General features: G+C 45.4%; 23 protein-coding genes and 1 pseudogene. 12 read left to right on the top strand and 12 right to left on the bottom strand.

Annotated features, from left to right (window positions below; all coding sequences use genetic code 11):
* Window positions 1–167: 167 nt before the first annotated feature.
* From OO774_RS18675 to OO774_RS18655, 5 genes are all read left to right on the top strand, one after another.
* Window positions 168–893 carry an NUDIX domain-containing protein gene (locus OO774_RS18675; RefSeq protein WP_264908266.1) on the top strand — a complete coding sequence of 242 codons (726 nt, stop codon included), beginning with the start codon at window positions 168–170 and terminating at the stop codon, window positions 891–893.
* 32 nt (window positions 894–925) lie between these two features.
* Entirely contained in the window at window positions 926–1,579 is a 654-nt protein-coding gene (locus OO774_RS18670) for a nicotinamidase (RefSeq protein WP_264908265.1), read from the top strand.
* A gap of 24 nt (window positions 1,580–1,603) precedes the next feature.
* Window positions 1,604–1,960, top strand: a complete 357-nt coding sequence (locus tag OO774_RS18665) for a VOC family protein (protein WP_176292361.1) — start codon at window positions 1,604–1,606, stop codon at window positions 1,958–1,960.
* Window positions 1,961–2,065: 105 nt separating this feature from the next.
* On the top strand, window positions 2,066–2,542 hold the full coding sequence (locus tag OO774_RS18660; RefSeq protein WP_264908263.1) for a peptide-methionine (S)-S-oxide reductase: 477 nt from the start codon (window positions 2,066–2,068) through the stop codon (window positions 2,540–2,542).
* 152 nt (window positions 2,543–2,694) lie between these two features.
* Entirely contained in the window at window positions 2,695–4,023 is a 1,329-nt protein-coding gene (locus OO774_RS18655; RefSeq protein ID WP_264904009.1) for an IS4 family transposase, read from the top strand.
* Between the two features lie 59 nt (window positions 4,024–4,082).
* Here the strand turns inward: OO774_RS18655 and eat are convergent, their stop codons facing one another.
* From eat to OO774_RS18640, 3 genes are read right to left on the bottom strand one after another with little or no spacing between them, the layout of a single operon-like run.
* Entirely contained in the window at window positions 4,083–5,486 is a 1,404-nt protein-coding gene (gene eat, locus OO774_RS18650; RefSeq protein WP_264908261.1) for an ethanolamine permease, read from the bottom strand.
* A gap of 11 nt (window positions 5,487–5,497) precedes the next feature.
* Window positions 5,498–6,376: an ethanolamine ammonia-lyase subunit EutC gene (gene eutC, locus OO774_RS18645; RefSeq protein WP_264908259.1), complete on the bottom strand. Its 879-nt coding sequence runs from the start codon at window positions 6,374–6,376 to the stop codon at window positions 5,498–5,500.
* Window positions 6,369–7,781 (bottom strand): ethanolamine ammonia-lyase subunit EutB, encoded by a 1,413-nt coding sequence (locus OO774_RS18640; protein WP_264908257.1) that lies wholly within the window; start codon window positions 7,779–7,781, stop codon window positions 6,369–6,371. Before OO774_RS18640 ends, eutC begins: the two co-directional genes overlap by 8 nt.
* Before the next feature lie 196 nt (window positions 7,782–7,977).
* On the opposite strand from OO774_RS18640, the gene OO774_RS18635 reads away from it, so the two are divergent.
* On the top strand, window positions 7,978–8,922 hold the full coding sequence (locus tag OO774_RS18635) for a helix-turn-helix domain-containing protein (RefSeq protein WP_264908254.1): 945 nt from the start codon (window positions 7,978–7,980) through the stop codon (window positions 8,920–8,922).
* A 72-nt stretch (window positions 8,923–8,994) separates the two neighbouring features.
* Here OO774_RS18635 and OO774_RS18630 read toward each other — a convergent pair whose 3' ends face one another.
* The gene (locus tag OO774_RS18630; protein ID WP_264908253.1) at window positions 8,995–9,357 is read right to left on the bottom strand and encodes a VOC family protein; all 363 of its coding nucleotides are present in this window, start codon (window positions 9,355–9,357) and stop codon (window positions 8,995–8,997) included.
* 87 nt (window positions 9,358–9,444) lie between these two features.
* Window positions 9,445–10,308, bottom strand: coding sequence for a LysR family transcriptional regulator (locus OO774_RS18625; protein WP_264908251.1), 864 nt, complete (start codon window positions 10,306–10,308; stop codon window positions 9,445–9,447).
* A 103-nt stretch (window positions 10,309–10,411) separates the two neighbouring features.
* Here OO774_RS18625 and OO774_RS18620 point away from each other — a divergent pair, with 103 nt between their 5' ends.
* Together OO774_RS18620 and OO774_RS18615 are read left to right on the top strand one after the other, a co-directional pair.
* Window positions 10,412–11,023 carry a LysE family transporter gene (locus OO774_RS18620; protein ID WP_264908250.1) on the top strand — a complete coding sequence of 204 codons (612 nt, stop codon included), beginning with the start codon at window positions 10,412–10,414 and terminating at the stop codon, window positions 11,021–11,023.
* Window positions 11,024–11,147: 124 nt separating this feature from the next.
* A complete protein-coding gene (locus OO774_RS18615; RefSeq protein ID WP_264908248.1) occupies window positions 11,148–11,498 on the top strand; it encodes a rhodanese-like domain-containing protein in 351 nt (116 codons plus the stop codon).
* 90 nt (window positions 11,499–11,588) lie between these two features.
* On the opposite strand, the gene OO774_RS18610 is transcribed toward OO774_RS18615, so the two are convergent.
* From OO774_RS18610 to OO774_RS18600, 3 genes and pseudogenes are all read right to left on the bottom strand, one after another.
* Entirely contained in the window at window positions 11,589–11,852 is a 264-nt protein-coding gene (locus OO774_RS18610) for a DUF3012 domain-containing protein (protein WP_014233597.1), read from the bottom strand.
* Window positions 11,853–12,041: 189 nt separating this feature from the next.
* The gene (gene fni / locus OO774_RS18605; RefSeq protein ID WP_264908245.1) at window positions 12,042–13,061 is read right to left on the bottom strand and encodes a type 2 isopentenyl-diphosphate Delta-isomerase; all 1,020 of its coding nucleotides are present in this window, start codon (window positions 13,059–13,061) and stop codon (window positions 12,042–12,044) included.
* A 210-nt stretch (window positions 13,062–13,271) separates the two neighbouring features.
* Window positions 13,272–15,081, bottom strand: a pseudogene (locus OO774_RS18600) (sodium:proton antiporter).
* 366 nt (window positions 15,082–15,447) lie between these two features.
* Between OO774_RS18600 and OO774_RS18595 the strand changes: the two are divergent.
* On the top strand, window positions 15,448–18,135 hold the full coding sequence (locus tag OO774_RS18595; protein ID WP_264908243.1) for a DUF2339 domain-containing protein: 2,688 nt from the start codon (window positions 15,448–15,450) through the stop codon (window positions 18,133–18,135).
* Window positions 18,136–18,701: 566 nt separating this feature from the next.
* On the opposite strand, the gene OO774_RS18590 is transcribed toward OO774_RS18595, so the two are convergent.
* Window positions 18,702–19,220, bottom strand: a complete 519-nt coding sequence (locus OO774_RS18590) for an NUDIX hydrolase (RefSeq protein ID WP_264908241.1) — start codon at window positions 19,218–19,220, stop codon at window positions 18,702–18,704.
* Between the two features lie 244 nt (window positions 19,221–19,464).
* On the opposite strand from OO774_RS18590, the gene OO774_RS18585 reads away from it, so the two are divergent.
* Both OO774_RS18585 and OO774_RS18580 read left to right on the top strand, forming a co-directional pair.
* Complete coding sequence (locus OO774_RS18585) at window positions 19,465–19,725, top strand: DUF333 domain-containing protein (protein ID WP_264908239.1); 261 nt, start codon at window positions 19,465–19,467, stop codon at window positions 19,723–19,725.
* Window positions 19,726–19,935: 210 nt separating this feature from the next.
* Window positions 19,936–20,607, top strand: coding sequence for a hypothetical protein (locus OO774_RS18580; RefSeq protein WP_264908237.1), 672 nt, complete (start codon window positions 19,936–19,938; stop codon window positions 20,605–20,607).
* Here the strand turns inward: OO774_RS18580 and OO774_RS18575 are convergent.
* The gene (locus OO774_RS18575; protein ID WP_264908647.1) at window positions 20,582–21,430 is read right to left on the bottom strand and encodes a YdcF family protein; all 849 of its coding nucleotides are present in this window, start codon (window positions 21,428–21,430) and stop codon (window positions 20,582–20,584) included. The genes OO774_RS18580 and OO774_RS18575 overlap by 26 nt on opposite strands.
* A 152-nt stretch (window positions 21,431–21,582) precedes the next feature.
* Here OO774_RS18575 and OO774_RS18570 point away from each other — a divergent pair, with 152 nt between their 5' ends.
* Window positions 21,583–22,953, top strand: a complete 1,371-nt coding sequence (locus OO774_RS18570; RefSeq protein ID WP_264908235.1) for an L-serine ammonia-lyase — start codon at window positions 21,583–21,585, stop codon at window positions 22,951–22,953.
* Window positions 22,954–23,040: 87 nt separating this feature from the next.
* On the opposite strand, the gene OO774_RS18565 is transcribed toward OO774_RS18570, so the two are convergent.
* Window positions 23,041–24,165 carry a M14-type cytosolic carboxypeptidase gene (locus OO774_RS18565; RefSeq protein ID WP_264908234.1) on the bottom strand — a complete coding sequence of 375 codons (1,125 nt, stop codon included), beginning with the start codon at window positions 24,163–24,165 and terminating at the stop codon, window positions 23,041–23,043.
* 290 nt (window positions 24,166–24,455) lie between these two features.
* Window positions 24,456–24,812: a DUF3316 domain-containing protein gene (locus OO774_RS18560; RefSeq protein ID WP_264908232.1), complete on the bottom strand. Its 357-nt coding sequence runs from the start codon at window positions 24,810–24,812 to the stop codon at window positions 24,456–24,458.
* Between the last annotated feature and the right edge of the window lie 403 nt (window positions 24,813–25,215).

Below are 25,215 nucleotides of genomic sequence, written 5' to 3'. Positions count from 1 at the left end.
TTTAAAAAACGGAAACCAATTGTGAATAACTCAAAAGTATCGTTAATCTCATCCCCAAACTGAACCACCAACAAAGCAAAAACGGTTACGAACAAATCGTTACTTACCCATTGAATGAACACTTATTATGCGCTAGATTACTTACAACTTATTATTAGGACCCAACCATGATCGTAACTGTCGACATCATTCCATTCAGGCTTTCTGGCTGTGCCAATAAAGGATTGGAAGTGTTACTGATTAAACGTTCAAATCCGAACCGACCATACCATGGCGTATGGGCATTGCCGGGTGGATTTGTCTTTGATAAAGATTTGACCCATGAAGGCGGGCGTCCAGCGGATGAAAATTTCGAAGCGGCACGTCGCCGTATTTGCCGAGAAAAAATCCATACTTACCCTCGTCATTTCAGTGAAGCGTTTATTGATGGTGATCCGAAGCGAGATCCAGACGACTGGAGTTTAAACATCACCCACTATGCCTTAGTGGATCGAAATAATGTTGAGCAAATCAACAACGCTGGCGTTCCAGAATGTCACCTAAAATGGTTCCCGCTGCAGGCCATCCTAGATGGTGATGAAACTCTGGCTTTTGACCATCAAAATACCATCGAAAAAGCCTGGCAAAAGTTGCGCGCTTCTATCGAATACACGTCCGTGCTTCTGTTCGCGTTAGACAAAGAGTTTTTGGTTGCCGACATCATCTCCGCCTATCAGGAGTTTGGGATCGACATCAGCCGCATGACCATCAAACGCCGTTTGATCGACTCAGGCGTACTGAAACCAACCAAAAAAGTCGCTTCCACCAACAAAGGTAAAGGTGGTAAACCGGCCATGGTGTACACACTCACGAGCGACGAAGTCACTTTTTTCCAAAACTGTTTGCGTGGATAAGCGCAGGCAACCAGACAGACAAGGAGTCTGCCATGACTGTTCGAGTTAACTATCAAAGCACTGCGGTATTCGATGTGGATCCTGAGAAAGGGTTCAGTGAGCTTTGCCCTGACGAACTGCCCGTAGCAGGCGCACTTGACATAGTACCGGAACTACTTAAAAACCACGCAAAAGGTCGTTTAAAACTGGTGAGTCGCGACTTACACCCGCCTAAAGCCGCTTGGGACGCAGAAACGCCAGCCAATATGTTAGAGCCTGTTGGTTTGCCAAACGTCGACGTAAAATGGAATCGTCACTGCGTACTCGGCACGACCGGTGTTGAACTGTTAGACGGATTGCCGCCAGTTCTGGAGTATGATTTTCAGGTCAATAAAGGCATGGATCCAGACGCGCATCCATACGGTGTTTTCTTTCATGACGTTGCTGATACCAAAACGACTGGTGCGAATGAGTTCCTGAAATGTAACAACATCGATACGCTTGTTGTCGGTGGCTTAGCGCTCGATTTCTGCGTAAAAAAATCGGTGATGCAGGCATTAGATCTCGGGTTTAAAGTCGTTGTGAATCTTGCTTCTACTCGCGCAGTATTGCCAGATACTCTTGATGATGTGATTGCGGAAATGAAACAGAACGGCGCGTTATTTGTTGACTGTGCTGATGACATCATTGTCGAGCAGTTTGCATAAGATCATCACGATAAGGAAATCACCATGCACCAACACGAAAAATTAAACTACGTAGAATTTGGCAGTACAGATTTAAGTGCGACAAAGCAGTTCTTTGAGCAAGTTTTTGGCTGGTCATTTGTCGATTACGGTCCGGATTACAGCGCATTTTCTGGACAAGGTTTGGACGGTGGATTCTTCAAGTCTGAGCTTGTCAGTAACACTTCAAATGGCGCAGCACTGTTGGTCTTTTATAGTTCTGACATTCAGGCGACATTGTCCAAGGTGGAACAACATGGTGGGCATATTCTGCGCCCAATCTTTGAGTTTCCCGGCGGTTGTCGATTCCACTTTACTGAACCAAGTGGTAACGAGTTTGCGGTTTGGTCAGAAAGTCACTAGTTCGACCGCCAGAAACACTCTCTTGTGGTCTGATTAGCAAGTCACGCCTTGCACTTGACTCTGATACCGCGACATAATGCGCCAAACTTTGAAGTGAACAGATTTATGCAAGAGATTTACTTTGCGGGCGGCTGCCTTTGGGGCGTACAAGAGTTTATGCGCCACCTTCCCGGTGTGATTGCAACCGAAGCTGGCCGTGCGAACGGCACAACAAATTCTACAACATCTGACTACGACGGTTATGCGGAATGTGTACGCACTCAGTTTGACCCTTCGCTAGTTTCACTAGAAGAACTCATGGATTACTTCTTTGAAATCATCGACCCTTACAGCGTCAATAAACAAGGTGAGGACGTCGGTGAGAAATACCGAACCGGAGTGTACAGTAAAAATCCGCAGCATCTTGAGAACGTCAAAACCTATATTGCAACAAGAGACGACGCAGATAGGATCGTGGTCGAAGTACGTGAGTTAACCAACTACGTGCCAAGTGATGACGAACACCAAGACAGGCTCACTCGCTTCCCGGATGATTACTGCCATATTCCTTTGGATTTATTGCACAAGTATAAGAACCGCTAGCGTTCAGCATCGCCGGGATATTCTTCAGAAGACCAAAATCAACAAAGGGAGCCGAGGCTTAATGCCGATCAGTTAAGCAATAAATGATCGGTTGAACGATCCTCCAACTCGTTTATAAAGGCTCTAAGAATTCAATCTTAGAGCTTTTTCTTTTGCAATTAACTACAGCCTTATCACTTGCTAATCGCTATGCACCAAACACTGAACAGCTGGGAAAGCTAAGTGATATTCTCTCCCCCGATTTTATTAACCAATGCCTTGAAACTACTGGTGTAGCAACTATTCGTAAGCGTCGAATCCCCCTTGATATGGCTGTCTGGTCTGTGATTGCCATGTCTTTGTATCGACAAGAGCCTTTATGGAGCATTGTGTCAAAAGCCCAACTGATGCTACCAGGTAAGAAATCGTTGGTAGCCCCAAGCGCTATTGTTCAAGCTAGACAACGACTAGGAGATGAAGCGGTAAAGCAAGTTTTTCATCAGAGTCAAAGGCTTTGGAATCAAGAGGCACAACACCCCACATGGTCAGGGTTGAAGTTGCTTGCCGTCGATGGTGTGCTTTGGAGAACGCCGGATAGTGATGAAAATCGACAGGCCTTCAAAGCCCCTTCAAATCAGAATGGCGACGCGAGCTTTCCTCAAGTTCGCATGGTATGTCAGATGGAAGTGACCAGTCATATGCTTATTGCTAGTGCTTTCGATAGCTATAAAACGAATGAAATGAAGCTGGCAGAAAACCTAATCGAAACCACTCCAGACAATAGTTTAACGATGTTCGATAGAGGCTTTTTCTCGCTTGGTCTGTTGAATCGCTGGGCTTGCACTGGTCGCGAGCGTCACTGGATGATCCCCATGAGAAAAGGGACTCAATACACGGTAATAAGTAAACTTGGAAGAAACGACAAGCTTGTTGAGTTGAAATCTAACCCTCAAGCCAGGAAAAAGTTCCCAGACCTACCAGAAGCCATACAAGTACGACTGATAACTCGAACAATCAAAGGGAAAGAGGTCAATATCTTCACATCCATGACAGACGCAATGCGTTACCCAAGTTCAGAAATAACGGACTTGTATAGCCATCGTTGGGAGATAGAGGTAGGTTACAGAGAAATGAAATCAGCGCTTCTTAAAAATGAATTTACACTAAGAAGTAAAAAGCCAGAGATGGTTCGCCAAGAGTTATGGGGACTGCTTTTAGCCTACAATATACTGAGGTATCAGATGGTTAACATGGCCTCCAGCATACCTGGTTTATATCCAAACCAACTGAGTTTCACGACTTGTGCTCACGCCATTATTCATCTAATCCATGGCTTCTGGCTAGAATCAGCAGGAACGATACCAAAGAGGATCACTCACTTGATAGAAGAGACCTCTCACCATGTATTGCCTATCAAACGAGAAGATCGGATATACCCGAGGGCCGTCAAAGCAAAAGTCAGAAAATACCCTAATAAAAAGAATGCCAGTCAGCTTAACTGACTGGCATTAAGCCGAGGCTCCCTTTTTGGTTATTTACAATCGTATCTACTGAGAAGAACTTAACGAGCGCCTTCTGCTTCCAATTCCTGTTCCGCCACTGACAGCATTGCAAACTCTTCTTCTGCTGAAGTCGCCACCAGCTTGTTGCGGCTGTAGAGTCCGTAATACGCTCCACCGATAACAAACAGTCCCATGGTCATAAAGAACGCTGAAGGGTCAAATGCATAAACGCCAGTCATCGCGATTAAAGAAAGCACCAACGAGATACTTGAAGTAACAATACCACCTGGAGTTTTGTATGGGCGATGTAGCTCAGGTTGCTTGATGCGTAACAAGATGTGGCTTAGTGACATCAAAGCGTACGATACGGTTGCGCCAACAACAGCCATTGCCAGAATCAAATCACCTTCACCTGTCAGCGAGACTAAGAAGCCAAATACACCCGGAACAAATAGTGCACGAGTTGGCACTTTCTTATCACTTGTTAGTGACAAGCTTTGTGGCAGGTAGCCTGCACGAGAAAGTGCGAATACCAAACGGCTGTAGCCGTAAATGATTGAGAAGAACGACGCAATCAGACCAGCCAGACCTAGTACGTTAACGGCAGTAGCAATAGCCGGGTTACCTGTCAGCTTCAGTGCATCAACCAGTGGTACCGCGCTATCACCGATAACTTGTGAACCTACTGCACCAGCTAATAGCACAACCACAAGAGTCGCAGTTAGTAGAAGGAATAACATTGCACCGATAATGCCTTTTGGCACATCTTTCGCCGGGTTTTTTGCTTCTTCTGCCGCTAAAGGAACCCCTTCAACCGCGAGGAATAACCACATCGCAAACGGCAGTGCAGCCCAAACACCATACCAACCAAATGGTAACGCTTCTGTTGCCTGAGCAGTTGCTGGAGCAATATCAAACAGGTTATTGATGTCGAAGTCGCCTATCAGTACACCTGCGGTCGCCAAAATGGCCAACACCGCTAATCCACTAATAACCATCATGACCTTTAGCGCTTCACCCACACCAGCCATGTGAATTCCGATAAAGACGGCATAAAAAAGTGCGTAGACAACAGGGCCATCGATACCAATCAATTCATTCACCGCTGAACCAATGAATATTACAATCGCAGCAGGTGCAAGCGCATATTCAATAAGTACAGATAGACCGGTAAAAAAGCCACCCGTCGGTCCCATTGCTTGACGCGCAAAGCTATAGCCGCCACCAGCAGCCGGAATCGCCGCCGACATTTCCGCCAATGATAAAACCAGCGTTAGGTACATCACCGCCATCGCAATCGCTGCGATAAGGAAACCACCCCAGCCTGCCTGAGCGATACCAAAGTTCCATCCGGCAAAATCACCGGAAATAACATACGATACGCCCAACCCCGCAAGCAGAATCCAGCCTGCGGTCCCTCTTTTTAACTGTCTTTTAGCCAGATATTCCTGATGATTAGACATAGTAAATCCCTCTACATTTTAGAAATTAAGAAATTGTTGTTGTGCTTATCTTCGAGGTCGCTGCCACTCTCTTCGTCAATGGCAGAACGGTCCTTTAAGTTCACGCCTGAGAGTTGGAGTCTTCGAGCCTCTTTAAGCAAATAGAATGCGCGCTGACAGGCATCGTCATAATTGAGCCCTTGCGGTCGCACGTTGGAAATACAGTTTCGGTCAGAATCCTTCGAGCCACGTTTCGCACCCCAAGTCAGGTACATCCCCATACTGTCTGGAGAAGTGAGCCCCGGTCTTTCGCCGATAAGAACCAACACGGCTTTGGCATTAAAGCACTCGCCAACATCATCACCGACCGCGACTCGCCCCTGCTTCACAACAGCGATAGGCGCTAAATTCCATTGGTGTTCTTCATCACCACTCATTAGCGAAACTAAGCGGCTGATAACAGGTAAGGCATGGTTCTGAATCGCGACAGAAGAAAGACCATCGGCGATAACGATCGCTAAATCGAGCTCGGTATTGTGTTCCTTGCTAATGGCTTCAAGCTTGTTCCAGGACGCTTCATCAAGCTGGCGACCTAGATCTGGTCGCTGCAAATACATGAATCGATCGGTGACTTTGCTTGTCACCACGACAGGTGGCTCAAGTGTTTGTTTGAGAATCGAGTACGAGTCGGACAGCTGGGCGACCAGAGAGTCTACATTCAGAGTACAATGCACTGCGTCCATCGCCTGGGCGTGATCGAGCTGAAAAGAGAGCAATTCATCTGTCGGAACACTGTTGCCACTGCGACCCAGAGCAATACGCGCAGAAGTAAACTCACGTAATTTATCCCAAGGATTACGTGTCACAACTTTTGCTGTTGCGCCGTCTGAGATTGAAACCACTTTACCCATGAGCACGCCCCTTATTCAGCTGTGAAATTGCGCCGGCAAACGAGCCAGAAATGCGGTCGTTTAAACGCACCTCGTGTACGTCTTCGAAAATTTGCATGTCGGTAAGCCACTGTTCGAACTCAGGCGCAGGCTTTAATCCAAGCACTTTTCTCGCGTATAACGCGTCGTGGAATGAAGTGGTTTGATAATTGAGCATGATGTCATCAGAACCCGGAATGCCCATGATGAAAGAACATTCGGCTACGCCCAACAGCGTAAGAAGGTTGTCCATGTCATTTTGATCAGCGTAAGCATGATTGGTGTAGCAAATATCGCAGCCCATCGGCAGCCCAAGAAGCTTGCCACAGAAGTGATCTTCCAGACCGGCACGAATGATCTGTTTGCCATCAAACAAGTATTCAGGCCCGATAAAACCAACCACAGTGTTTACCAACAAAGGATCAAACTGCCTTGCTACGGCATACGCACGAGTTTCACAGGTTTGCTGATCGACACCGTGAAAAGCATTTGCGGACAAAGCCGTGCCCTGTCCGGTCTCGAAATACATCACGTTGTTACCAACCGTACCTCGGTTAAGTGACAGTGCCGCTTCGTGTGCCTCTTTCAATACCGCTAAGTTGATACCAAAGGTGTCATTAGTGCCTTGTGTGCCGCCGATTGACTGGAAAACCAGATCGACAGGTGCCCCCATCTCGATCGCCTCGATGGTGTTGGTCACATGGGTCAGAACACAAGATTGAGTAGGAATTTGATAGTGCTGAATTACCTCATCCATCAACTTCATCAACTTGACGGCTTGAGGTACATTGTCAGTTGCCGGGTTGATGCCAATTACCGCATCACCGTTGCCGTACATCAAACCATCAAAGATCGTCGCGGCTATGCCATTAAGAGAGTCGGTCGGATGGTTAGGCTGCAAACGGGTGGATAAGCGGCTCGGTAGACCAATCGTATTACGAAAAGCCGTCACCACCTGGCACTTTTTCGCAACTAGAATCAGGTCTTGATTGCGCATGATCTTGCTGACCGCCGCCACCATTTCAGGGGTTAGACCGGGACGAACCTTGGCCAGCGTGACACTGTCCGCTTGTTCGCTCAACAACCAGTTGCGAAAGTCACCTACCGTCAGGTGTTCGATCGGTTGAAAAGCTTCACGGTCATGAGTATCAATAATTAAGCGCGTGATTTCATCGCTTTCATACGGGATCACGACTTCGTTTAGAAAGGTTTTTAGAGGCAGCTCGGATAACGTCATTTGCGCCACGACGCGCTCTGCGGCTGACTCGGCACATACTCCGGCCAGCGCATCGCCAGATCGCTCCGGCGTAGCTTTCGCCATCAAGTCTGCCAATGACTCAAAGGTATATACCTTACTTCCCTGTTGCCGACGATAAGTTGCGGTCATGATTCTTCCCCTTCAACTACATGGTTCAGTTTTTGCAATTTTTTTGCTGATAGTTCTATAATTTTCTATAGGGATTAAAGCGAAATGCATTCCCGATGATTATCAAAAATCGGCAATGTTAAAAAAGGTTTTTTAAACAGTACGTTAACTATGTTTTGCCCTACTTTGATTCACTACACAGGCATCGGAAGTAAATATGATGAATGATGAACAGATCTCTACCGCACCAACTTTGTGCACAAATCCCACAAAAGATGCAAACCAACAAGCAGCAAGCCTCGTCAATTGGCAACAGGAATACGACCAAATCAGCAATGGCCGATTTCTGGGACAAATCCGAGAGCGACGATTCAACACTGTGCATGTATTTCGTGAAGACAGTAACCGTGCACTGAGACAGCAATGCCGTGTCGAGGAAGGTGGGGTTTGGCTAGGGATAAGCGTTGAAGATAAAGCGTTGCATATCAATCATTCACAACTTGATGCCGACAAGCTTTTACTTCGATCAGGAGGAGTAGACTTCGAGTTAATTACGCCAGAAGCCTTTTCGATTTATGGCATGGTGCTAAAACAAGATTTTGTTCAACAGCTTAAAGAGCAACTTGAGCTTGACGATGTTAAAGGGCAAGAGCTCTACTTGTCCGGCTTAAGCGAACGTCACATTCAGCAACTCAAATATTACTTGGGCATATTACTTGATCCCAATCAGGCTCGATGGTCGTGCGAAACGCATCAAACCGTCGTCAAAGATGTCCTGATGGAGCTGTTTTCTTTAAGTTCACAGCGAGAAGTGTCGTCAAGAGCGGCCTCTCAGAGACAAGTTGTGATGAACCGAATTCGACAATATTTGGAGAATCAGGATTATAGAACCCCAATTACCGTGAGTGAACTGTGTGAGGCGGTTCATGTTAGCCGTAGAACATTGCAATATACGTTTGAGGCGTGCTGTGATACTTCACCGAAACAGTTTATTCATCGAATGCGACTGAATCAGATACGCCGTATACTGCAAAACCCTCAAGAAACTCGTAACATCGCAGAGATAGCCTTTGATTTTGGCTTTTTCCATCTCGGCCAGTTCGGCCAAAGCTACAAGCAACTGTTTGGTGAAACGCCCTCGGAAACAAGGCAATGCATCTGATGAAATGAGATTCTTCAGAAGTAAGTAATCACTTCCTCTCAAGTACTCTCGAACTATACGCACTTACAAGGTTTAGATATTCTGAGCAATACGCCACAACGCACCACTTGGGTCAAACAGACAGCATTCACGCATCCCCCAGGGCTGATCGACCAAATCAGTAAGACGGGAGCCAAACTTATCATGATTCAATTGTGAAAGATGTTGGTGCCAGCTTTGGACGTCCTCCACCAGCAAATGCATCATGAAGTTATGGCAATGTTCTGGCTCATAAAAGTTTTGTAAAAGGAAAGCATGCTTCTCTCGGAAGAAGTACGCCACATCGCCAAAGTCAGATGCCATCTCAAAACCAGCTTCCTGATAAAACTGCTTTGAAAGTTCATAATCCTTGGCGGGTACGAAGGACTTTATTTCTACAATATTCAGGTTTTCCATTTCCTAGTTCCAAATTCAGTAACACGGCTTATCAATCAACTTTAAGCAACGCGAGAGCATATCACCAGCTAACGCTTTGATTTAATTTTACACGGGTACACATTCTGCCATTTGTTCCTGCAACCAACTCATAAACTGACTTTCGAGTTTAGTGAACGCCTTGTCTTGGCTAAGTAAAACATAATCGTGCCCTGATAAGACGAAGCCGAAAGGGGCAATAAGATTACCGCGCTTAAGATCATCCATCACCAAAGGATAAGAGCCCAACGCAGTTCCTAAGCCATCTACCGCAGCTTGAATACAAAAGTAAAAATGGGCAAAAGTCTGCTGTGCATTCTCTTGCAATTCTGGGTATTCAGCGCTCACGCTCCATTCATGCCAAGCATCCGGCCTGGTTTGGCTGTGTAATAACTTAACTGCACTCAAATCTTGTTTCACTTGCTGCCAATAGCCCGGAGAAAAAACAGGACCGACCCACTCTTCAACCAATACCGTTTTAGGGTATTCGTGCAATGGCTCAAAATCGTCTCGACGAATTGCCATAGAGAGCCCGGTTGAACCTAGTGCTACTGGCCCCCCAGCCGTAGACAAACGAACGTCAGCTCCGCATTCCTCATTAAAATCAGACAGCCTAGGCATCAACCAACGCATGGTCAATGTTGGCTCACACGACACCTCTAAGTATTGATGCTTCTGATGCTGCAATTTTCCCACGCCGTTTTCCAACGCCTGGAAAGCTTGCTGAGTATAACCTTTTAGCATTTCCCCTTCTTTAGTGAGAAATACATTCCGACCTTGCTTGTAGAACAGAGACTGTTCGAGATAACTCTCTAAGACTTTGATCTGCTTACTCACTGCGCCATGAGTAATATTCAGCTTTTTCGCCGCTTCACTAAAGCTGGATGAAGATGCCGCAACGTGAAATACGTGAAAGGATTTGAGGTGCCTCATATGTGAACTATTCTCACAGGTAAAAGAATTTGTTTCGATTATAGTCTTCGAGTTGTCAGCCTACAATCAGTGCGTCCAAAACAACAATTAAACAGGAGCCACCATGGAGTTGTTCAGCCTTGCCTTACTAGGCATACTTATCGTTATCAGTCCCGGAGCTGATTTTGTGTTGGTATTAAAAAACAGTCTTAATCATGGCAGACGCGCAGGAATTTGGAGTGCAGTCGGAATCAGCCTCGCCATCTCAATACATATCTCTTACTCGTTACTCGGTATCAGTTACTTAATCTCACAAAATGAATGGCTATTTAGTGTGATTCGTTACTTAGGTGCAGCCTACTTGGTATACCTCGGAGTAAAAGGGCTTTTTTCTTCATCATCACAGCAAGCCGAGGAGCAAATCACGCACGAAAGTACTTCTGATTGGCAGTTCTTTTTCCAAGGCTTTCTGTGTAATGTCCTTAATCCAAAAACGATGTTGTTTTTCTTAAGTATTTTTAGTCAAGTCATCAATCCAGAAACGGATAACCAAACCAGAGCTCTGATCTATGGGGGATACATGATTGCGTTGCATGGCATTTGGTTCTCAATGGTAGCGATATTGTTTACATCGCCATATTTACAAACGCTACTGCTCAAGGTGAAGCATCGATTAAATCAAGTTTGCGGAGCGGGTTTAATTCTCTTCGGTGCGATGCTAGGGCTAAAATCTTAGCAAGCGAAGTGGATCATCATTCTCAAATAATTCTGTTCACCATGGTTAATATTGGATCTATGATGATCGGTATTTCTGGACGATGGTAGTCATTGTCTTATGAATAAAAGACGGAGCTTGGACAATGAAACGTTTTATTTCTCTCACTCTTACAGCCATCTGCATTAGCCTGATAACTCCAATGACATTTGCCTCAGAACGCGCGGAGCAAGGGTGGTTGCTGATTGAGCAAGGCGCAATGATTATTGATGTGCGTACACCCCGAGAGTTTGCAGAAGGTCACCTGGACAATGCAGTTAATTTTCCGCTTTCAGAACTAGACAAACATTATAAAGGTATCGTAAAAGATAAAGAGATTGTGCTTTACTGCCGTAGCGGCAATCGCTCAGGAAAAGCGTATCAGTACCTCCAATCTAAGGGCTTTACAAACCTTCATAATGCTGGCGGATTCGAGGAACTTCAAAACGTGCAGTAGGAGTTGCTCTCAGAAAAACTGAGCAAATAGGCAACAAAGCCAAGCAGTGGGCTTGGCTTTGGGAGATAAACATTGAGCGTTTCAGCTCAATTAGAAAATACAGTGTTTCGTGTAGCTAGACGCTTCATTCGCAGTCCAGTCACCTTTTGGCTTCTCTTTCAGGTCCTTACACCACTGTTCACTGCCCACGCCATCTTGAAGGACGCAATGCTTAGCAAAATCCATGGCACTTTCTGTTGTCCACTCAGTTTTTGGTTTGTCTCGCATGTCGTTACACCAACTCTCGGTGCCAACTTCGTCGCTACAAGCAGTTAAAGCCGCAGACGCCAACAGTAACATTACCAATTTTTTCATAAGATTTAGGTTCCAGTGTCAAAGAATGTTCTAGACAAGTAACGCCCAGATGAGGCAATCAAACATGACTGTCGAACACAACATCTTGAAGCGACTTTTGTATAAACTATAACTAAATTATCAGTCTACGTGTTAAGACATCGACAATTTATCTAAAATCATTGGGTTAGCGCACACATCGTCGTGCGACTATAAACGCTTCGCTTTAGGCAAAGAGAATAGATTCGCCGATCCGGTACCGAAACACGTCAAACGTAATTCCAGTGCCATTTGTTCGAAATGTTCGACAACGTTTTGCGTACTTATTGTCGCGGCTTTCAGTACAGCTCCCGCCTGGCCAACCAAATTAGCGCCCAAGTGGATCGCTTTGGCAGCTTCTAGCCCGTTGTGAACACCGCCAGATGCGATTAAAGGTAACGCAGGGTACTGAGCACGAATTTGTTCAAGACAGTTAGCCGTTGGTATTCCCCAGTCACGAAACAGCTCCGCTGCACACTTCATACGGGCATTATCCTGACAGAAACCTTCGACCGCACTCCAGCTAGTGCCGCCAGCTCCCGCCACGTCAATGGCTTTAACACCTGCGTCGACCAGTTTTTCAGCCATAGAGCCACTAATACCAAACCCGACTTCCTTGACGATGATCGGAACATCCACTCGTGATTCCAGTTTTTCAATCGCATGAATCACACCAATCCAGTTGTGGTCGCCATTTGCCTGAAAAGCTTCTTGCATCGGATTCACATGCACGATCAGAGCATCGGCTTGAATGGCGTCTACCGCTCGTTGAGCATTGTCCAAATTTTCTTTATCACGCAGTTGAGCCGCACCTAAATTGGAATACAACGGCACACCTTTAGCCAGCTCCCGAATCGTTCGGCCTAAACCTGAGTTCAGACTCTGCTCCAGGCTAATGCGTTGAGAGCCTACCCCCATCGCAATACCTAATTCACTTGCCGCTTCAGCCAAACGGCAATTGATTGATTCCGCGTCTTTGGCTCCACCTGTCATCGAACTGATTAAAAATGGCAGAGCTAGCCTTCGACCTAAGAACTCGGTAGACAGGTCGATGGCGTTAAAGTCACATTCTGGCAGCGCACAGTGCTCAAATTCGACAGACTCGAAGCCCGCCGTTTTATGCTTCATGCTCATGTCATGATGTAAAACAGCGTCTAGGTGTAAATCTTTTCGATTAGTTTGCGGAGCCATAATGTCACCCTAAAGTAAAACAGTCGCGCAGTATTGCGATCCTTATCAGTAACGTCAATGCGAAATTTCTGAAATATCCGCCGCACTTCCTTTAGATCTGCCAAGTCCATTGATTTACTTTGCTTTTTACCTCACAAGTTTAACGCATGTGAGGCCAGCAGCTTTTGTAAGCTTGGATAACAAATCGGCAAGATGCCAACTCAATAGATTCTATAACGGCTGTTGATTGCTTTCAGGCATAATCAAAGACACCACCGTACTGGTCGTATTTGGTGCAAACTGTTCGGGATCATCACAGAAGTGAATTTTGCCCTTTTCTTCCACATAAAACAGTGGAATGAGCAAATTGCTATTGTGATGCGCCAAATAATCCTGATAGGTGAAACTGTCACTTAGCTTAGTATGTTTTATTTCCGCTCCACGGCTCAATAAACTCGCCAATTGGCTGTAACTGACATTCCCGCCCATCAGTAGCCTGCCATGATATTCCTGCGCGACGGTGTGCTTTTCCCTACCATTACCGTTTGTTTTGGTTTTTTTGCAGACAATGCACTTTATCTTCGCCGAACTCATCGACAAACTGCATGCAAGCCATAATGTTGAAATGTTGATCCGGCGTCAGGGCGACAACCTGGCCAATACCGATTAAGTTGAGGTTATCATCTGCGTGGCTGGATATCGGGTTCCCATAGTAATAATCCAAACCGAGCATGCGAACTTGACTGATGTATTCCCAGTTTGAGTCCGTCATGAGAACACGCCTGTCATAACGTGCTAATGCCTGACCTATTTCTCTGGCAACTCGGTTCGCACCAATCAATAAGAACCCCCTCGGCGCAGGCTCTGCGACCCCTAAGGCAACCGCGACAGGGCGAGCCGTCGCACTCTGTAGCACAACGGTTCCAATAATTACCATGAAGGTCATTGGTACAAGCAGACTAGCACCACTGACGCCGTATTCGATTAGCTTAATAGCAAAAAGAGACGAAATAGAGGCCGCAACAATACCGCGCGGTGCAACCCATGACAGAAACAGTTTTTCCTTGAGACCTAAATTACTGCGTATCGTAGCGAGGAATATTGATAACGGACGCGAGACCAACTGCATGAAGACAAATAGCATCAATGCGCCAGATCCCAGAGCAGTAAAGTCGTCCAAGCTTATGCGAGCGGCTAAAAAGATAAACAAGCCGGTAATAAGCAAAATGGTCAAGTGCTCTTTGAAGTGCAATATCTGCTGAATGTTGATCTCTTTTGCATTGGCAAGCCACATCCCCATAACGGTGACAGTAAGCAGCCCGGCTTCAGATTCTAAATGATTGGAAACCGAGAAGACGCCAAGTACCACCATCAACACGGCAAACGGCTGTAAATATTCTGTTAACCATGCCCGACGCAACGCTGCGGACACCGCCGCGCCAGACGCAACACCAAGAATGACACCAACGGCGATGATCTTGGCGAAGACTTCGACGCTATTGACCGCGCTGTGTGACACGATGAACTCGTAAACCATGACAACAAATAGCGCACCAAGCGGATCAATCAGAATCCCTTCCCAACGCAGAATATTAGCCAGAGTGCTGTTTGGTCTCACAGTTCTTAGCAGCGGAACAATCACGGTAGGCCCCGTTACGACGGTCAAGCTGCCAAACAACATTGCCAGCTCCCATGAAAAACCCAAGAAATAATGTGTCGCCACACTCGTCATGGCCCAAGAGATAATCGCGCCAAAAGAGACAATACTCCATACCGAGCCACTCACTCCGCGAATCTCTTTAAAATTTAGCGTTAGGCTGCCTTCAAACAAAATAACGGCCACTGCCAACGAGACCAGCGGAAAGAGTAAGTTTCCTAATATTTCATCCGGCTTCAGCCACTGCATTAGTGGCCCGACAACAAGGCCAGCCAAAAGCAAAAATAGTATCGCAGGCAAACGAAGTCGCCAAGCTAACCACTGACACCCTAAACCAATCACCCCAACCGCTGATAACACCAGCGCTTCATTACCAACTTGCATCTATGTCACCTATTCTTATCGTTGTTTTAGCGTATACACGCAAGAGACAATCTTATTGCTTGAAATTACTAATATAGTTGAGTTCACGTTTACTCCACCATTCAACACACGAAAAATAACCAAAAAGAGAAACATAAGCCCAAAATCATCGCGCAAGTCTAAGAATTTACTGTATTTCCCGTTAAGGAGACTTACCTACTCACATTCGACATGTAGAATGTTCTTTCAGCGTTTCTAAAAATTTTAGGCGGAACCTAGCATCCCAACGCTCACAGGTATAGACCGTGAACTAAGCTTTAACTTGGGTGCTCAAAGTTAAGAATCCTCATGAGGCAGTTGAAGAGACTTGGATAGGGAGAAAAGCACTTGTTGACTTCATTAGCGGTGATCATGGCGTTCTTTGCCTTGCTGATTACATTGAAAGCAGTAAAACGAATTTCAAATCTGGAAGACGAGATAACTCAGCTACGCAGAGAGTTGGATGAATTACGTTCACGATGGCTAAACCAACCGAGTCACACAGAAACAGAGCAAACAGACTCTCTCCCAGCTTCTGACATCGCTGGAACAACGTCAAATCAAGCAGAGAGTCAATACACTGAACCATCGCAGCACCCAGCAGGTTCCGATAACGACGTAGACTCATCCGCAGAACCGCTATTCGCGCATCAGACTGCTCAGGAAGATTTTCAGATTGCGAGCTTCACCGAGAACGACAATAGTCATTGGGAAAACAAAACCGAAAAGTTACTCTCCAGCCTCCAAGAAAACTGGCTCGTATGGGTGGGAGCGTTGGCAATGCTTATTGGTGGCGGCTACTTGGTGCAAGTGATTGGCAGCCATATTGAGTTTTCACCCTTCGTACGTGTCGCTTTTGCGTTTACCTTATCTTTTGCCATGATCGCTGCGGGCGAGTGGTTTCACCGAAAAGAACAGCGCGATACAGAACGAGCACAACGAGCCCAAGGGTTCACTTATGTTCCAGCCGCCATTACTGGAACTGGCCTGACTGGCGTTTACTGTACGGTTATTTTTGCATTTGTTGTCTACCAAATGCTGACACCAAGCATCTCATTGCTGATCTTAGCTGTCGCCGCATTCTCCAGCCTTGCTTTGTCATTAAGACAGGGGCCATTAATGGCCGTGTTGGGATTGATTGGCGGTTACACTGCGCCACTATGGATAAGCGGCGCTGAGCCTGATTATTTCCTGTTAGCGGGTTACATCAGCGCAATCTCCATTGCAGCCACTTTGCTTATGCAGAAGGTACGCAGGGCTTGGATCTCACCGAGTAGTTCCATACCACATGCGCTGTGGATGCTCATTCTGATAGAAAGTACTCCGACAGAGAGTTTATTCTCCTGGGCGTATATTTACCTATCGCTCACGTTGTATCTGATTTATGCCGTACCGAGCTTAGGGTGGACACTCAACCCTCGTTATCGCCATTGCCAGAATAAATGGACAAACCCTCCAGTCATCACGTCTCTTGCAATCGTATTTCTGACCTTTTCTGCAATAACAAGAATGCCCGAACTTAACGTCTTTCAAATGGCGTATTGCTATATTTTACTTGTTGCAACTATCTGGCTACCCGCGTTACGCAAGGGTTGGTCAACGCGAGTTTTCCTGCCTTCGGTTCTGGTATCAGCAACCGCTATATTGGTTGTTTCGGTCGCATTTGACACACTCTACATGTCACAGAGTGAGAGCAGTATTCTGCTCGCATTAGCATTGAGTATCATATTTATTGCGCTAAGGAACTATATACAAGGGCTTAATGATCGCTCTTCCATAACCAGTGTCTTGTTGCTCGCCCTTGCACCTTCAATGACGCTAATCGTTCTGTTTTACGCACACGAGTTTACGTACAGCTATGCCTGGTATTGGACGTTCTTTACGGCTTTAATTGCAGTCTGCTACGTTTATTTGGGCATGCGTTTAACACGACTCGCCTACGAATGTTCCGCGGTCGTACATGCTATCGTGGCTGGTTGTTCCTTTGTTTGGCTTAGTGATACCTGGCTGACCACTGCAATTTCTGCACAAGTGGCGATAATGGCACTGCAAATACAGGCTGGGTATTTTCGCCCTGCCAGTTGGGCGGTCAAAATAATGATGGGTGCTTTAGTTGTCCGCCTGACGCTACTGCCATTTATTCCTCAGTGGCAGCCCGTCGAAACAGGGCACTGGGCGTGGGTACTACTCAGTTATCTACCTGCACTCGTTATTCTTGCGTATGCTCGAACCGTGCTAACCAGAGCAGATGTTGATCTCGCCAATTGGTTTGAAGGTGCCTTTCTGCACGTCTTTTTAATCGCGTTGTTCACCCAAACAAACTACTGGTTAACGGGACAATATGGCTACCTAGGCCACATCGACTTTACCAGTGCTATTGTCTTTGCGAACCAGGCTTTAGCCATGGGTTTGGTATACAGCTACCGCAGCCAGTTCGCACAGCAACTCACTTACGTGTATCAAGCGTATAGTTACTTGCTCTGGGTCGTATTTGCTTTGATGACCTTATTACTCAATACGATTGAGTCACCTTTGAACGTTGATAACGTGTCTGCGCAAGCTATTCCAGTTTTCAATATGTTAAGTTTAGGTTGGCTGCTACCAGCGAGCATTCTAATTGTCACGGTAGTTAAGCGTTGGAATACTCTGATTATTCACAGACAGATTGTTTCCAGTATCGGATTCATACTCACAGCAGCATGGCTAGGTATGTCAATTAGACAGTTCTGGCAAACAAGCTCCATGACCCTGTATCAGCCGACTAGTATGGCGGAGCTATTCAGTTATTCAGTGGCAGGACTGCTTATCGGAGGCTTACTTACATGGACAGGTGTCATACGCAAAACAATGAACCTTCAACGTATCGGGCTCATCATCCTGGCATGCGTCGCGCTGAAAGTGTTCTTGTGGGATGTGCGTTCTCTGGATGGTTTCTGGCGCGCTATTAGCTTCCTCGGCTTGGGCGCTTCTTTGGTTGCACTTGGGTGGTTGTTCCAGAAGTTTCACCGTTCCGTCTCCCACCCTTCAGAACCTTAACCTAAAAACCGAGATTCCAGACGAGCCCCCAGGAAGCCATCCGGAATCTCTTTTTGTATTTTCCTATAACGCGTACTAAAGGTCTCACTCAACCAATTGTCGACTTTAGTCGGCTTGCTCGATTGAGCAACCAAAAATCGAGTTCATTCAAGAGACAAATGTCAGGATAACGTTAAAAATATAAAAAACTGGTATACTAAATGAGTAACTCGTGATCTTGATGCAAGCGTGTTTGCCAAAGTTAAGGTATTGTATCTCAACGATAAGAAAGAGCAGTGGTTTACTGATAGTTACCCAAATTACAACTGTAATTGGATGGATATACTTCTCATCAGTGATTATAAAACGCCGTTAGACTAAATAACCATTTACACATCAAATATAAAACGGCTATTGTTCTATTACCGCGATACAAGTTCTAACGCGATAACAAATTCGAACATCGAGATGACGCTTCGCTTGCGCGTCTGGAATAGGTCCGAGTTCCGGGGGGGAGCTCGGACTTTTTTATTGGGCTAACGTTATAGAGTCGGCACCGACATTGCGCTGCGCGAGCGTATGGATAGTTAAAGCAGCTCTTTGGCGATCAGTTGTAGTAAAAAGGTTTCCCTCTCAATACTCATGCCCTTTTTCGGGCTCTCAGCCATAGTTTGCTCGTTGTGCGCAATCGCCTCATGAATGTTCATCCACACAGGACGCATGCCGTTCTTGACCTCGTAATCCTCATAAGCCGTCTCGCCTAATTCACGGTCAATTTTACAGGTATAGCAGTAAGAGATCATATGCATCACATCGGCGTCATCTTTGTACCAAGGTCGAAACTCTTCAAAAAGACCAAATGGCTTAATGCCGTGTATATTGTTTGCTCCTGTCTCTTCCTCTAACTCTCGAACCAGTCCGGCAATGATATCCTCACCATCGTCAATACCACCGCCAGGTAAGGTGTAATCATGGTAGCGCTCCGTGTAGAGCAGTAATACATTTTCACCATCAAGAACGATGGCACGTGCAGCATTACGCTTAAAAATGATTTTATCGTCGAGATGATCAATATCTGGATGAATCGTGGATTTTAAGTGTCTCATTGAAGGTTCCGTAGTGATGCTTTTGCGCGAATACTACCTAAATTACCTCACTTTCCCAAGTTACAATTCCAAGCGTGTATTCCTCACTGATTTGATGCTCATACCAAGCTGACTAAGTGATGGGGAGTTGATTTGCACACCCCAACCTGTCCCTCCATCATACTTTTAACATCGTTAGGACATTAACCTGTGAAAGTTGCCTATAATCAATACAATACTCGTCCATCCCATGCGGAGAACAATAATGAATAAGACAAGTTTAATGATAACCATAGCAGTAACGGCAGGGCTCGCTGGTTGTTCCACATACGAAGGCGCTACGCGCTCGACTGAATATACATCGGCAGCAAATCCTGCTTCTGTCTACTGTGTTCAACAAGGTGGAGAAATGGAGACCGTCACAGAGAATGGCGAACGCGTAACCTATTGTGTCTTTTCAGATAATGAACGCGTAGAGCAATGGGAATATTATCGGGATAATCATCAAGAAGGTGAGGACTACTGAGTTTCAAACAAGTTCCCCGTTATCGACATTCATCTAGGAGCCTATGGCTCCTTTTTCATTTGTGTTAATGATTCTACTTTGCCCACTTTGTACGTAACCTCTGACATTTCTGACACTCCCATGACATAACTTTCCAACTGGACAATAAAATTCGGGATAAATATCACATAAATTCACGATTTTTCCACATTTCTGGAGTGGGTGGTCAAAATGAAAGCACAAACCGTTAAGAAGACCGAAGCAGCACAAACCAACGTCATTACTGATGAGTCAAAACACACCATTTATCGAGCATGTTTGAATGCATTAATGATTGTGGCTATCAGCATTGTCGTCAATTTGAGTATTCGTCTCGATTACGTTGTATTAGATTCCAATCTGGGCGAGTCATCGATAACAGAAACACTTCAGTTGATCATGCTAGCCATCGCATCATGGTCATTTTTCAGTTTGTCGAAACGTACACCTGAGTTAAAACACGCTGCAGTTCTAATCTCTGGCTTCTTTGCTGTACTCATGATTCGTGAAATGGATTACTGGATGGATATGATCCATCAAGGTTCTTGGGTATTCCCTGCGCTCACCATTACGGCTTTAGCCTGTGCTAAAGCGTATCAAGGCGGCAAAGGCACCGTGAATGAAATGGCGCGAATTCTACAAAATCCACACATGAAGCTATTGATCGGCTCGGTTGTCCTACTGCTTGTTTTTTCACGTCTTTACGGAATGGGCAGTTTTTGGCGCCATGTGATGGATGAAAGCTATATTCGCGACGTTAAAAATATTTCTGAAGAAGGAATTGAGCTACTGTGCTACAGCTTGATTGCCTTAAGTGCGTTCCGCACCCGTCGTGAAATTAAAGCGCAGATTCAGGATCGATAGTTCGGTTCATCACGGTTAAGAGCGGGTGTAAGCGTTCTAAAGCTTGCTGAGCCACATTCAAATTAGCATCCAAGGCTGTCATTGTGACGGCCTTTTTTATTTCCTGAATATTCTGCAAGGATTCATGGTCTAGAGGGAGCATCTCTAGTTTTTCTATCGCGGTTTGAGCAATATGCAACGGCTTCGCTCTTACAACAGCTAGGTCTTGACTAAACACCCCGCGAATTGCACCTTCTAAATAAACTCGGTAGGTTGTCAACTCATCAAGCAGCAAAAACGCTTGAGCTGATGTCCCATAATGGGGGTATGGCACGCTAATGTGTTTATCCACCTCTAAAGCAATACTGAGCTCCAATCCCATCGATGCACAACGCGATTTGAGTACGTTCAGCAAGCCCTGTTCATCCATTAAGGTTTGAATCTCTATGATTCGCTCCAGATGATAATCGTTAGAAACAAGGGTCACATTAATCGGTGATTGGCTATACCTTGTCGCTTGAAATAAACCACTATTGCACAATTCGTCTGCAGCATTGTTCATGTTCTGAATGGTATTTGTAGAGCGATTTTCAATCAGAATCTGACTGTTCGGAAATGGCAGTGAAAGACCCCTATTAAACGTCTGGAAATAGCTGAACATGGCATCCGCCTCTGCGATTTCTTGTCCTTGAGTTTTGCCTCCACAAAATAGGATTGCCGTGTTTTCCATGGACAATGAGTCAAGGGAGCTGACTAATGCTTGCACCCTTGAAACCCCTTCCGGACTTAGTTTGTTCTTGACGAGCCGCTTACCAAGAACAATAACCACATTGTCTAATTTCATACTACGATCTCTATTAATTTGTCGGACGCTTAGCGCCTGAGTTGGCAATAATATAAAAATCTTCTTTGCCAACTGCCTCCTAGGGATTAACATCCGCTTAACAGTCATACTCTAGAGACCTGTGAAAGGTCCAATGCTAAAGGAAGTCAATAATGCTGTCGATTTTCGATATTTTTAAAGTTGGTGTCGGGCCTTCAAGTTCCCACACTAACGGTCCAATGCTCGCCGGGTTTAACTTTACTCAGTTACTTCAAGACTCTATGGCGAAAGTACATAGGGTGCAAGTAGACTTGTATGGCTCGTTATCACTGACTGGCAGAGGTCACCACACCGACAGAGCTACCGTTCTGGGCTTAATGGGCAATAAACCCGATAACATCAAAATGACCAGTGCGAAAAGCGCACTTCAACATACCATCGAAACCAATACTTTATTGCTAGCCGGAACTCGCGAAATTACCTTTAGCTACGATCATGACATCGTATTTCATAGCGAAAACCTCCCTTTGCATGAAAACGGCATGACAATCACTGCGTTAGATGAATCTGGCGAACAACTTGCGTTCGAGATTTATTACTCCATTGGTGGTGGCTTTATTGCCACGGCAGACGAGCTGGAAAATGGTACGCAGCAAGCTGAGGTTGAAGTCCCGTTCCCGTTTACATCAGCCGATGAAATGCTTGAAAAAGCGGAAACAAACGGCTTTAGTTTAGGTGGCATGATTCTACAAAATGAGTTGGCGTTTCGTGACGAAGAAGCGATCAATCAAAGAGCGGAACAGATCTGGAAAGTCATGTCCCTTTGCATGCAACGCGGTTTTGATACTGAGGGGATTCTGGAGGGAGGACTCAATGTCACTCGCCGGGCTCCGAATCTATTGAAAAAACTGGAAGCAAACGCAGCGGTTGAAAATGATCCAATGGAGATCATGGACTGGATTAACTTATTTGCTTTCGCTGTCAGTGAGGAGAATGCAGCAGGTGGCCAAGTCGTTACCTCTCCAACCAACGGTGCTGCCGGCGTTATTCCTGCAGTGCTAATGTATTATCACCGCTTTATTAAAGAGATAGACATTAAGCAATTGAAAGACTTCCTAGCCGTGGCAGGGGCTATTGGCATTTTGTACAAAACCAATGCTTCTATTTCCGGCGCTGAAGTAGGTTGTCAGGGAGAAGTCGGTGTCTCTTCATCTATGGCAGCAGCAGGTTTAACCGCACTAAGAGGTGGCAGCAACGAGCAAATTTGTATTGCGGCAGAGATTGCCATGGAACACTCTCTCGGCATGACCTGCGACCCGATTGGTGGATTGGTTCAGGTACCTTGTATTGAACGAAATGCGATGGGAGCAATGAAGGCAATTAATGCTTCTCGTATGGCATTAAAGAGAACGAGCAAATGCTTAATATCATTAGATAAAGTTATCGAAACCATGTATCAAACGGGTAAAGATATGAACAAAAAATACCGCGAAACTTCTTTGGGTGGTTTAGCGGTGATCCATATGGCACCACCATGTGAATAAACTGACTTACTCTTAACGATAAAAAATACCGCGTTCGTCGCGGTATTTTTTATATTGGAGCCGTTTGAATGCATAAAAGTGAAAATACTAAATATCGTCCACTACTGCTAAGGTTGCTGCCAACACATCTTGGCCAAATAGCACACTACGTTCAGGTGACCAGCCATACAGCGGATCTGGGTGGTTATTGTTATCTTTGAACGGCATCTCTATAGTGTATGACAAACACTTAAATTGCTCCGCAACCCAATTTGATCCAACCGTTAAGTTCGCTTTACCAGGTTCGTCTTTCTCGTAACCAACTTCATCTTGGAACTCAGGCGTGATAGTGAGCAACGCTTGCTTAAACGTACGCTCTAAAGACGCCAAACTTTCATCATAAGATGGAATGCCTTCAGAACCCGCCACAAAGTTGTATGGCAGCGCTTCGTCTCCATGAATATCTAGGAACATGTCTACACCGGTTTCTAGCATACGCTGACGAACTAAGTATACTTCCGGGCTTTTTTCCATTGAAGGGGTTTGCCACTCACGGTTTAGGTTTGCGCCCACCGCATTAGTACGCAGATGCCCACGAATGCCGCCATCAGGGTTCATGTTCGGTACAACGTAAAGAACTGCCTTCTCAAGCAGAGCACGTGCGGCTGTATCGTTTTCATCCAGCAAACGTTGAATCATACCTTCCATGAACCACTCCGCCATGGTTTCACCCGGGTGCTGACGTGCAATCATCCAGATTTTCTTTTTGCCTTCTTCTGGCTCACCGAAAGTCAGCAGACTCATGTCATTGCCATCTAAGGTATGACCTAGTGTTTCCAGCTGACAATGGTGCGCGCTTTGTGCCATGTGTAGTAAATCAAGGTGACGATCGTACGTATAAGGCGCGAAGTAAGCGAAGTAGATAGAGTTGCGTTCAGGAATAACCGTAAATGTGAGCGTATCGCCATCAAAGTCAGCGGGTACACGGAACCACTCTTCACGATCATAAGAAGCCACGACATCATAGCCTTGCCACCCTTCTGGGTATGCAGATTTAGCTAAGTCTAACAGCTTAATGGTGTGTGACTGTTCAGCCTCGGTCTCTAAACGGAAGTGGAACCATTGGTAGAATTCCGACATGTTATCGTTGGGGATTTTAAGTTGGATGTCGCTTTTATCATCTGCTTTTACGACGTGAATGCTACCGCTATCGAAGTTGCTGAATATTTTCATTCTATTACTCACCTTTTGAATCTGAGCTTGAAAGACAGAGGCTAACACAGGGCTAAAGTGTGCCCTATTATTTTCACTTCAAAGTTTATTGTTTGTGGCTGCAGTCATCAGTTTCTGAATCAACTTAAATCGCTGTGACCAATTGAGGCTTTTCGATTTCGAGGCCTTGCTTAGACTAGTAAGCAAGTTAAATGTTTATAAGGGTAGGAAAGTGGTGGATACAATCCCCCGATAAGACAGAACAGATTACCACGTCAATCTAATCCTATTAGCTGGTTTTAAAGGATACGTTAGAATCTACCTTCACGCATACGGTACGAAACTTCTAAATTCAATATTGGTTGGTATCCGACCTGACCGTTGGATTGTAAAAGTTCCTCGATAGTTACGGACGATTCAGTAATAGAAACTGATTTTCGGTCAACGTATTTAGCTTTACTAGTGAACTCGTCACGTAACTCGCCGGAAGTCATATTCTGGTAGTCTTCCATCAATTCACGACCCATATTGTGAGCCATGTCTTTATTTGCTACTACATCACCCAGAACTGTTTCCCTATCGTACGTCCATTCATACCCACCTGCGAAAACTAAAGTAGGTGCAGCAGTAAAAGCGATAATGCTTGCTAAAGTAACTAAGCGTTTCATATACCTCTCCTCACTTACCTTTAATATCGGGTAGATTGCTACCCGTCCCATTAAACATACGTACTTAGAACAAAATAGGTCAGATTTAATTTCACTACGTGCAATTGCATTGAATTAGCCGAAGAAAAAGTTGCCTATGCTGGCTTACTTTATGTTGGGTAAAAATTTCAACGCGATCTGAACGTTACCTCAACTTGCAATATAGGCGTGCTACAACTCAAAATAGTTTATTATCCATTTATAACTATAAGTAATTACATATAAGGAATCGTTGCCAAATAAAGATCAAGGTTAACCGGCAAAGTATCAGTCCAACACCGATTCATAGGAGTGAGGTATCCCCCTATCGCGACAAGCTGTCATTGCCATATACCGATAAGCAAGCTTTCATGTTCCCTGATTG

Source organism: Vibrio sp. STUT-A11 (assembly GCF_026000435.1).
Classification (GTDB): domain Bacteria; phylum Pseudomonadota; class Gammaproteobacteria; order Enterobacterales; family Vibrionaceae; genus Vibrio.
Note: the sequence above shows the minus strand (reverse complement) of the source record. Positions and strands in the feature narration are given on the sequence as shown.

Excerpts from the sequence above, each read along its gene's own strand:
- OO774_RS18675 (WP_264908266.1), top strand. The coding sequence starts at position 168 with ATGATCGTAACTGTCGACATCATTCCATTCAGGCTTTCTGGCTGTGCC.
- OO774_RS18670 (WP_264908265.1), top strand. The coding sequence starts at position 926 with ATGACTGTTCGAGTTAACTATCAAAGCACTGCGGTATTCGATGTGGAT.
- OO774_RS18665 (WP_176292361.1), top strand. The coding sequence starts at position 1,604 with ATGCACCAACACGAAAAATTAAACTACGTAGAATTTGGCAGTACAGAT.
- OO774_RS18660 (WP_264908263.1), top strand. The coding sequence starts at position 2,066 with ATGCAAGAGATTTACTTTGCGGGCGGCTGCCTTTGGGGCGTACAAGAG.
- eat (WP_264908261.1), bottom strand. The coding sequence starts at position 5,486 with ATGTCTAATCATCAGGAATATCTGGCTAAAAGACAGTTAAAAAGAGGG.
- eutC (WP_264908259.1), bottom strand. The coding sequence starts at position 6,376 with ATGGGTAAAGTGGTTTCAATCTCAGACGGCGCAACAGCAAAAGTTGTG.
- OO774_RS18640 (WP_264908257.1), bottom strand. The coding sequence starts at position 7,781 with ATGACCGCAACTTATCGTCGGCAACAGGGAAGTAAGGTATATACCTTT.
- OO774_RS18635 (WP_264908254.1), top strand. The coding sequence starts at position 7,978 with ATGATGAATGATGAACAGATCTCTACCGCACCAACTTTGTGCACAAAT.
- OO774_RS18630 (WP_264908253.1), bottom strand. The coding sequence starts at position 9,357 with ATGGAAAACCTGAATATTGTAGAAATAAAGTCCTTCGTACCCGCCAAG.
- OO774_RS18625 (WP_264908251.1), bottom strand. The coding sequence starts at position 10,308 with ATGAGGCACCTCAAATCCTTTCACGTATTTCACGTTGCGGCATCTTCA.
- OO774_RS18620 (WP_264908250.1), top strand. The coding sequence starts at position 10,412 with ATGGAGTTGTTCAGCCTTGCCTTACTAGGCATACTTATCGTTATCAGT.
- OO774_RS18615 (WP_264908248.1), top strand. The coding sequence starts at position 11,148 with ATGAAACGTTTTATTTCTCTCACTCTTACAGCCATCTGCATTAGCCTG.
- OO774_RS18610 (WP_014233597.1), bottom strand. The coding sequence starts at position 11,852 with ATGAAAAAATTGGTAATGTTACTGTTGGCGTCTGCGGCTTTAACTGCT.
- fni (WP_264908245.1), bottom strand. The coding sequence starts at position 13,061 with ATGGCTCCGCAAACTAATCGAAAAGATTTACACCTAGACGCTGTTTTA.
- OO774_RS18590 (WP_264908241.1), bottom strand. The coding sequence starts at position 19,220 with ATGAGACACTTAAAATCCACGATTCATCCAGATATTGATCATCTCGAC.
- OO774_RS18585 (WP_264908239.1), top strand. The coding sequence starts at position 19,465 with ATGAATAAGACAAGTTTAATGATAACCATAGCAGTAACGGCAGGGCTC.
- OO774_RS18580 (WP_264908237.1), top strand. The coding sequence starts at position 19,936 with ATGAAAGCACAAACCGTTAAGAAGACCGAAGCAGCACAAACCAACGTC.
- OO774_RS18575 (WP_264908647.1), bottom strand. The coding sequence starts at position 21,430 with ATGAAATTAGACAATGTGGTTATTGTTCTTGGTAAGCGGCTCGTCAAG.
- OO774_RS18570 (WP_264908235.1), top strand. The coding sequence starts at position 21,583 with ATGCTGTCGATTTTCGATATTTTTAAAGTTGGTGTCGGGCCTTCAAGT.
- OO774_RS18565 (WP_264908234.1), bottom strand. The coding sequence starts at position 24,165 with ATGAAAATATTCAGCAACTTCGATAGCGGTAGCATTCACGTCGTAAAA.
- OO774_RS18560 (WP_264908232.1), bottom strand. The coding sequence starts at position 24,812 with ATGAAACGCTTAGTTACTTTAGCAAGCATTATCGCTTTTACTGCTGCA.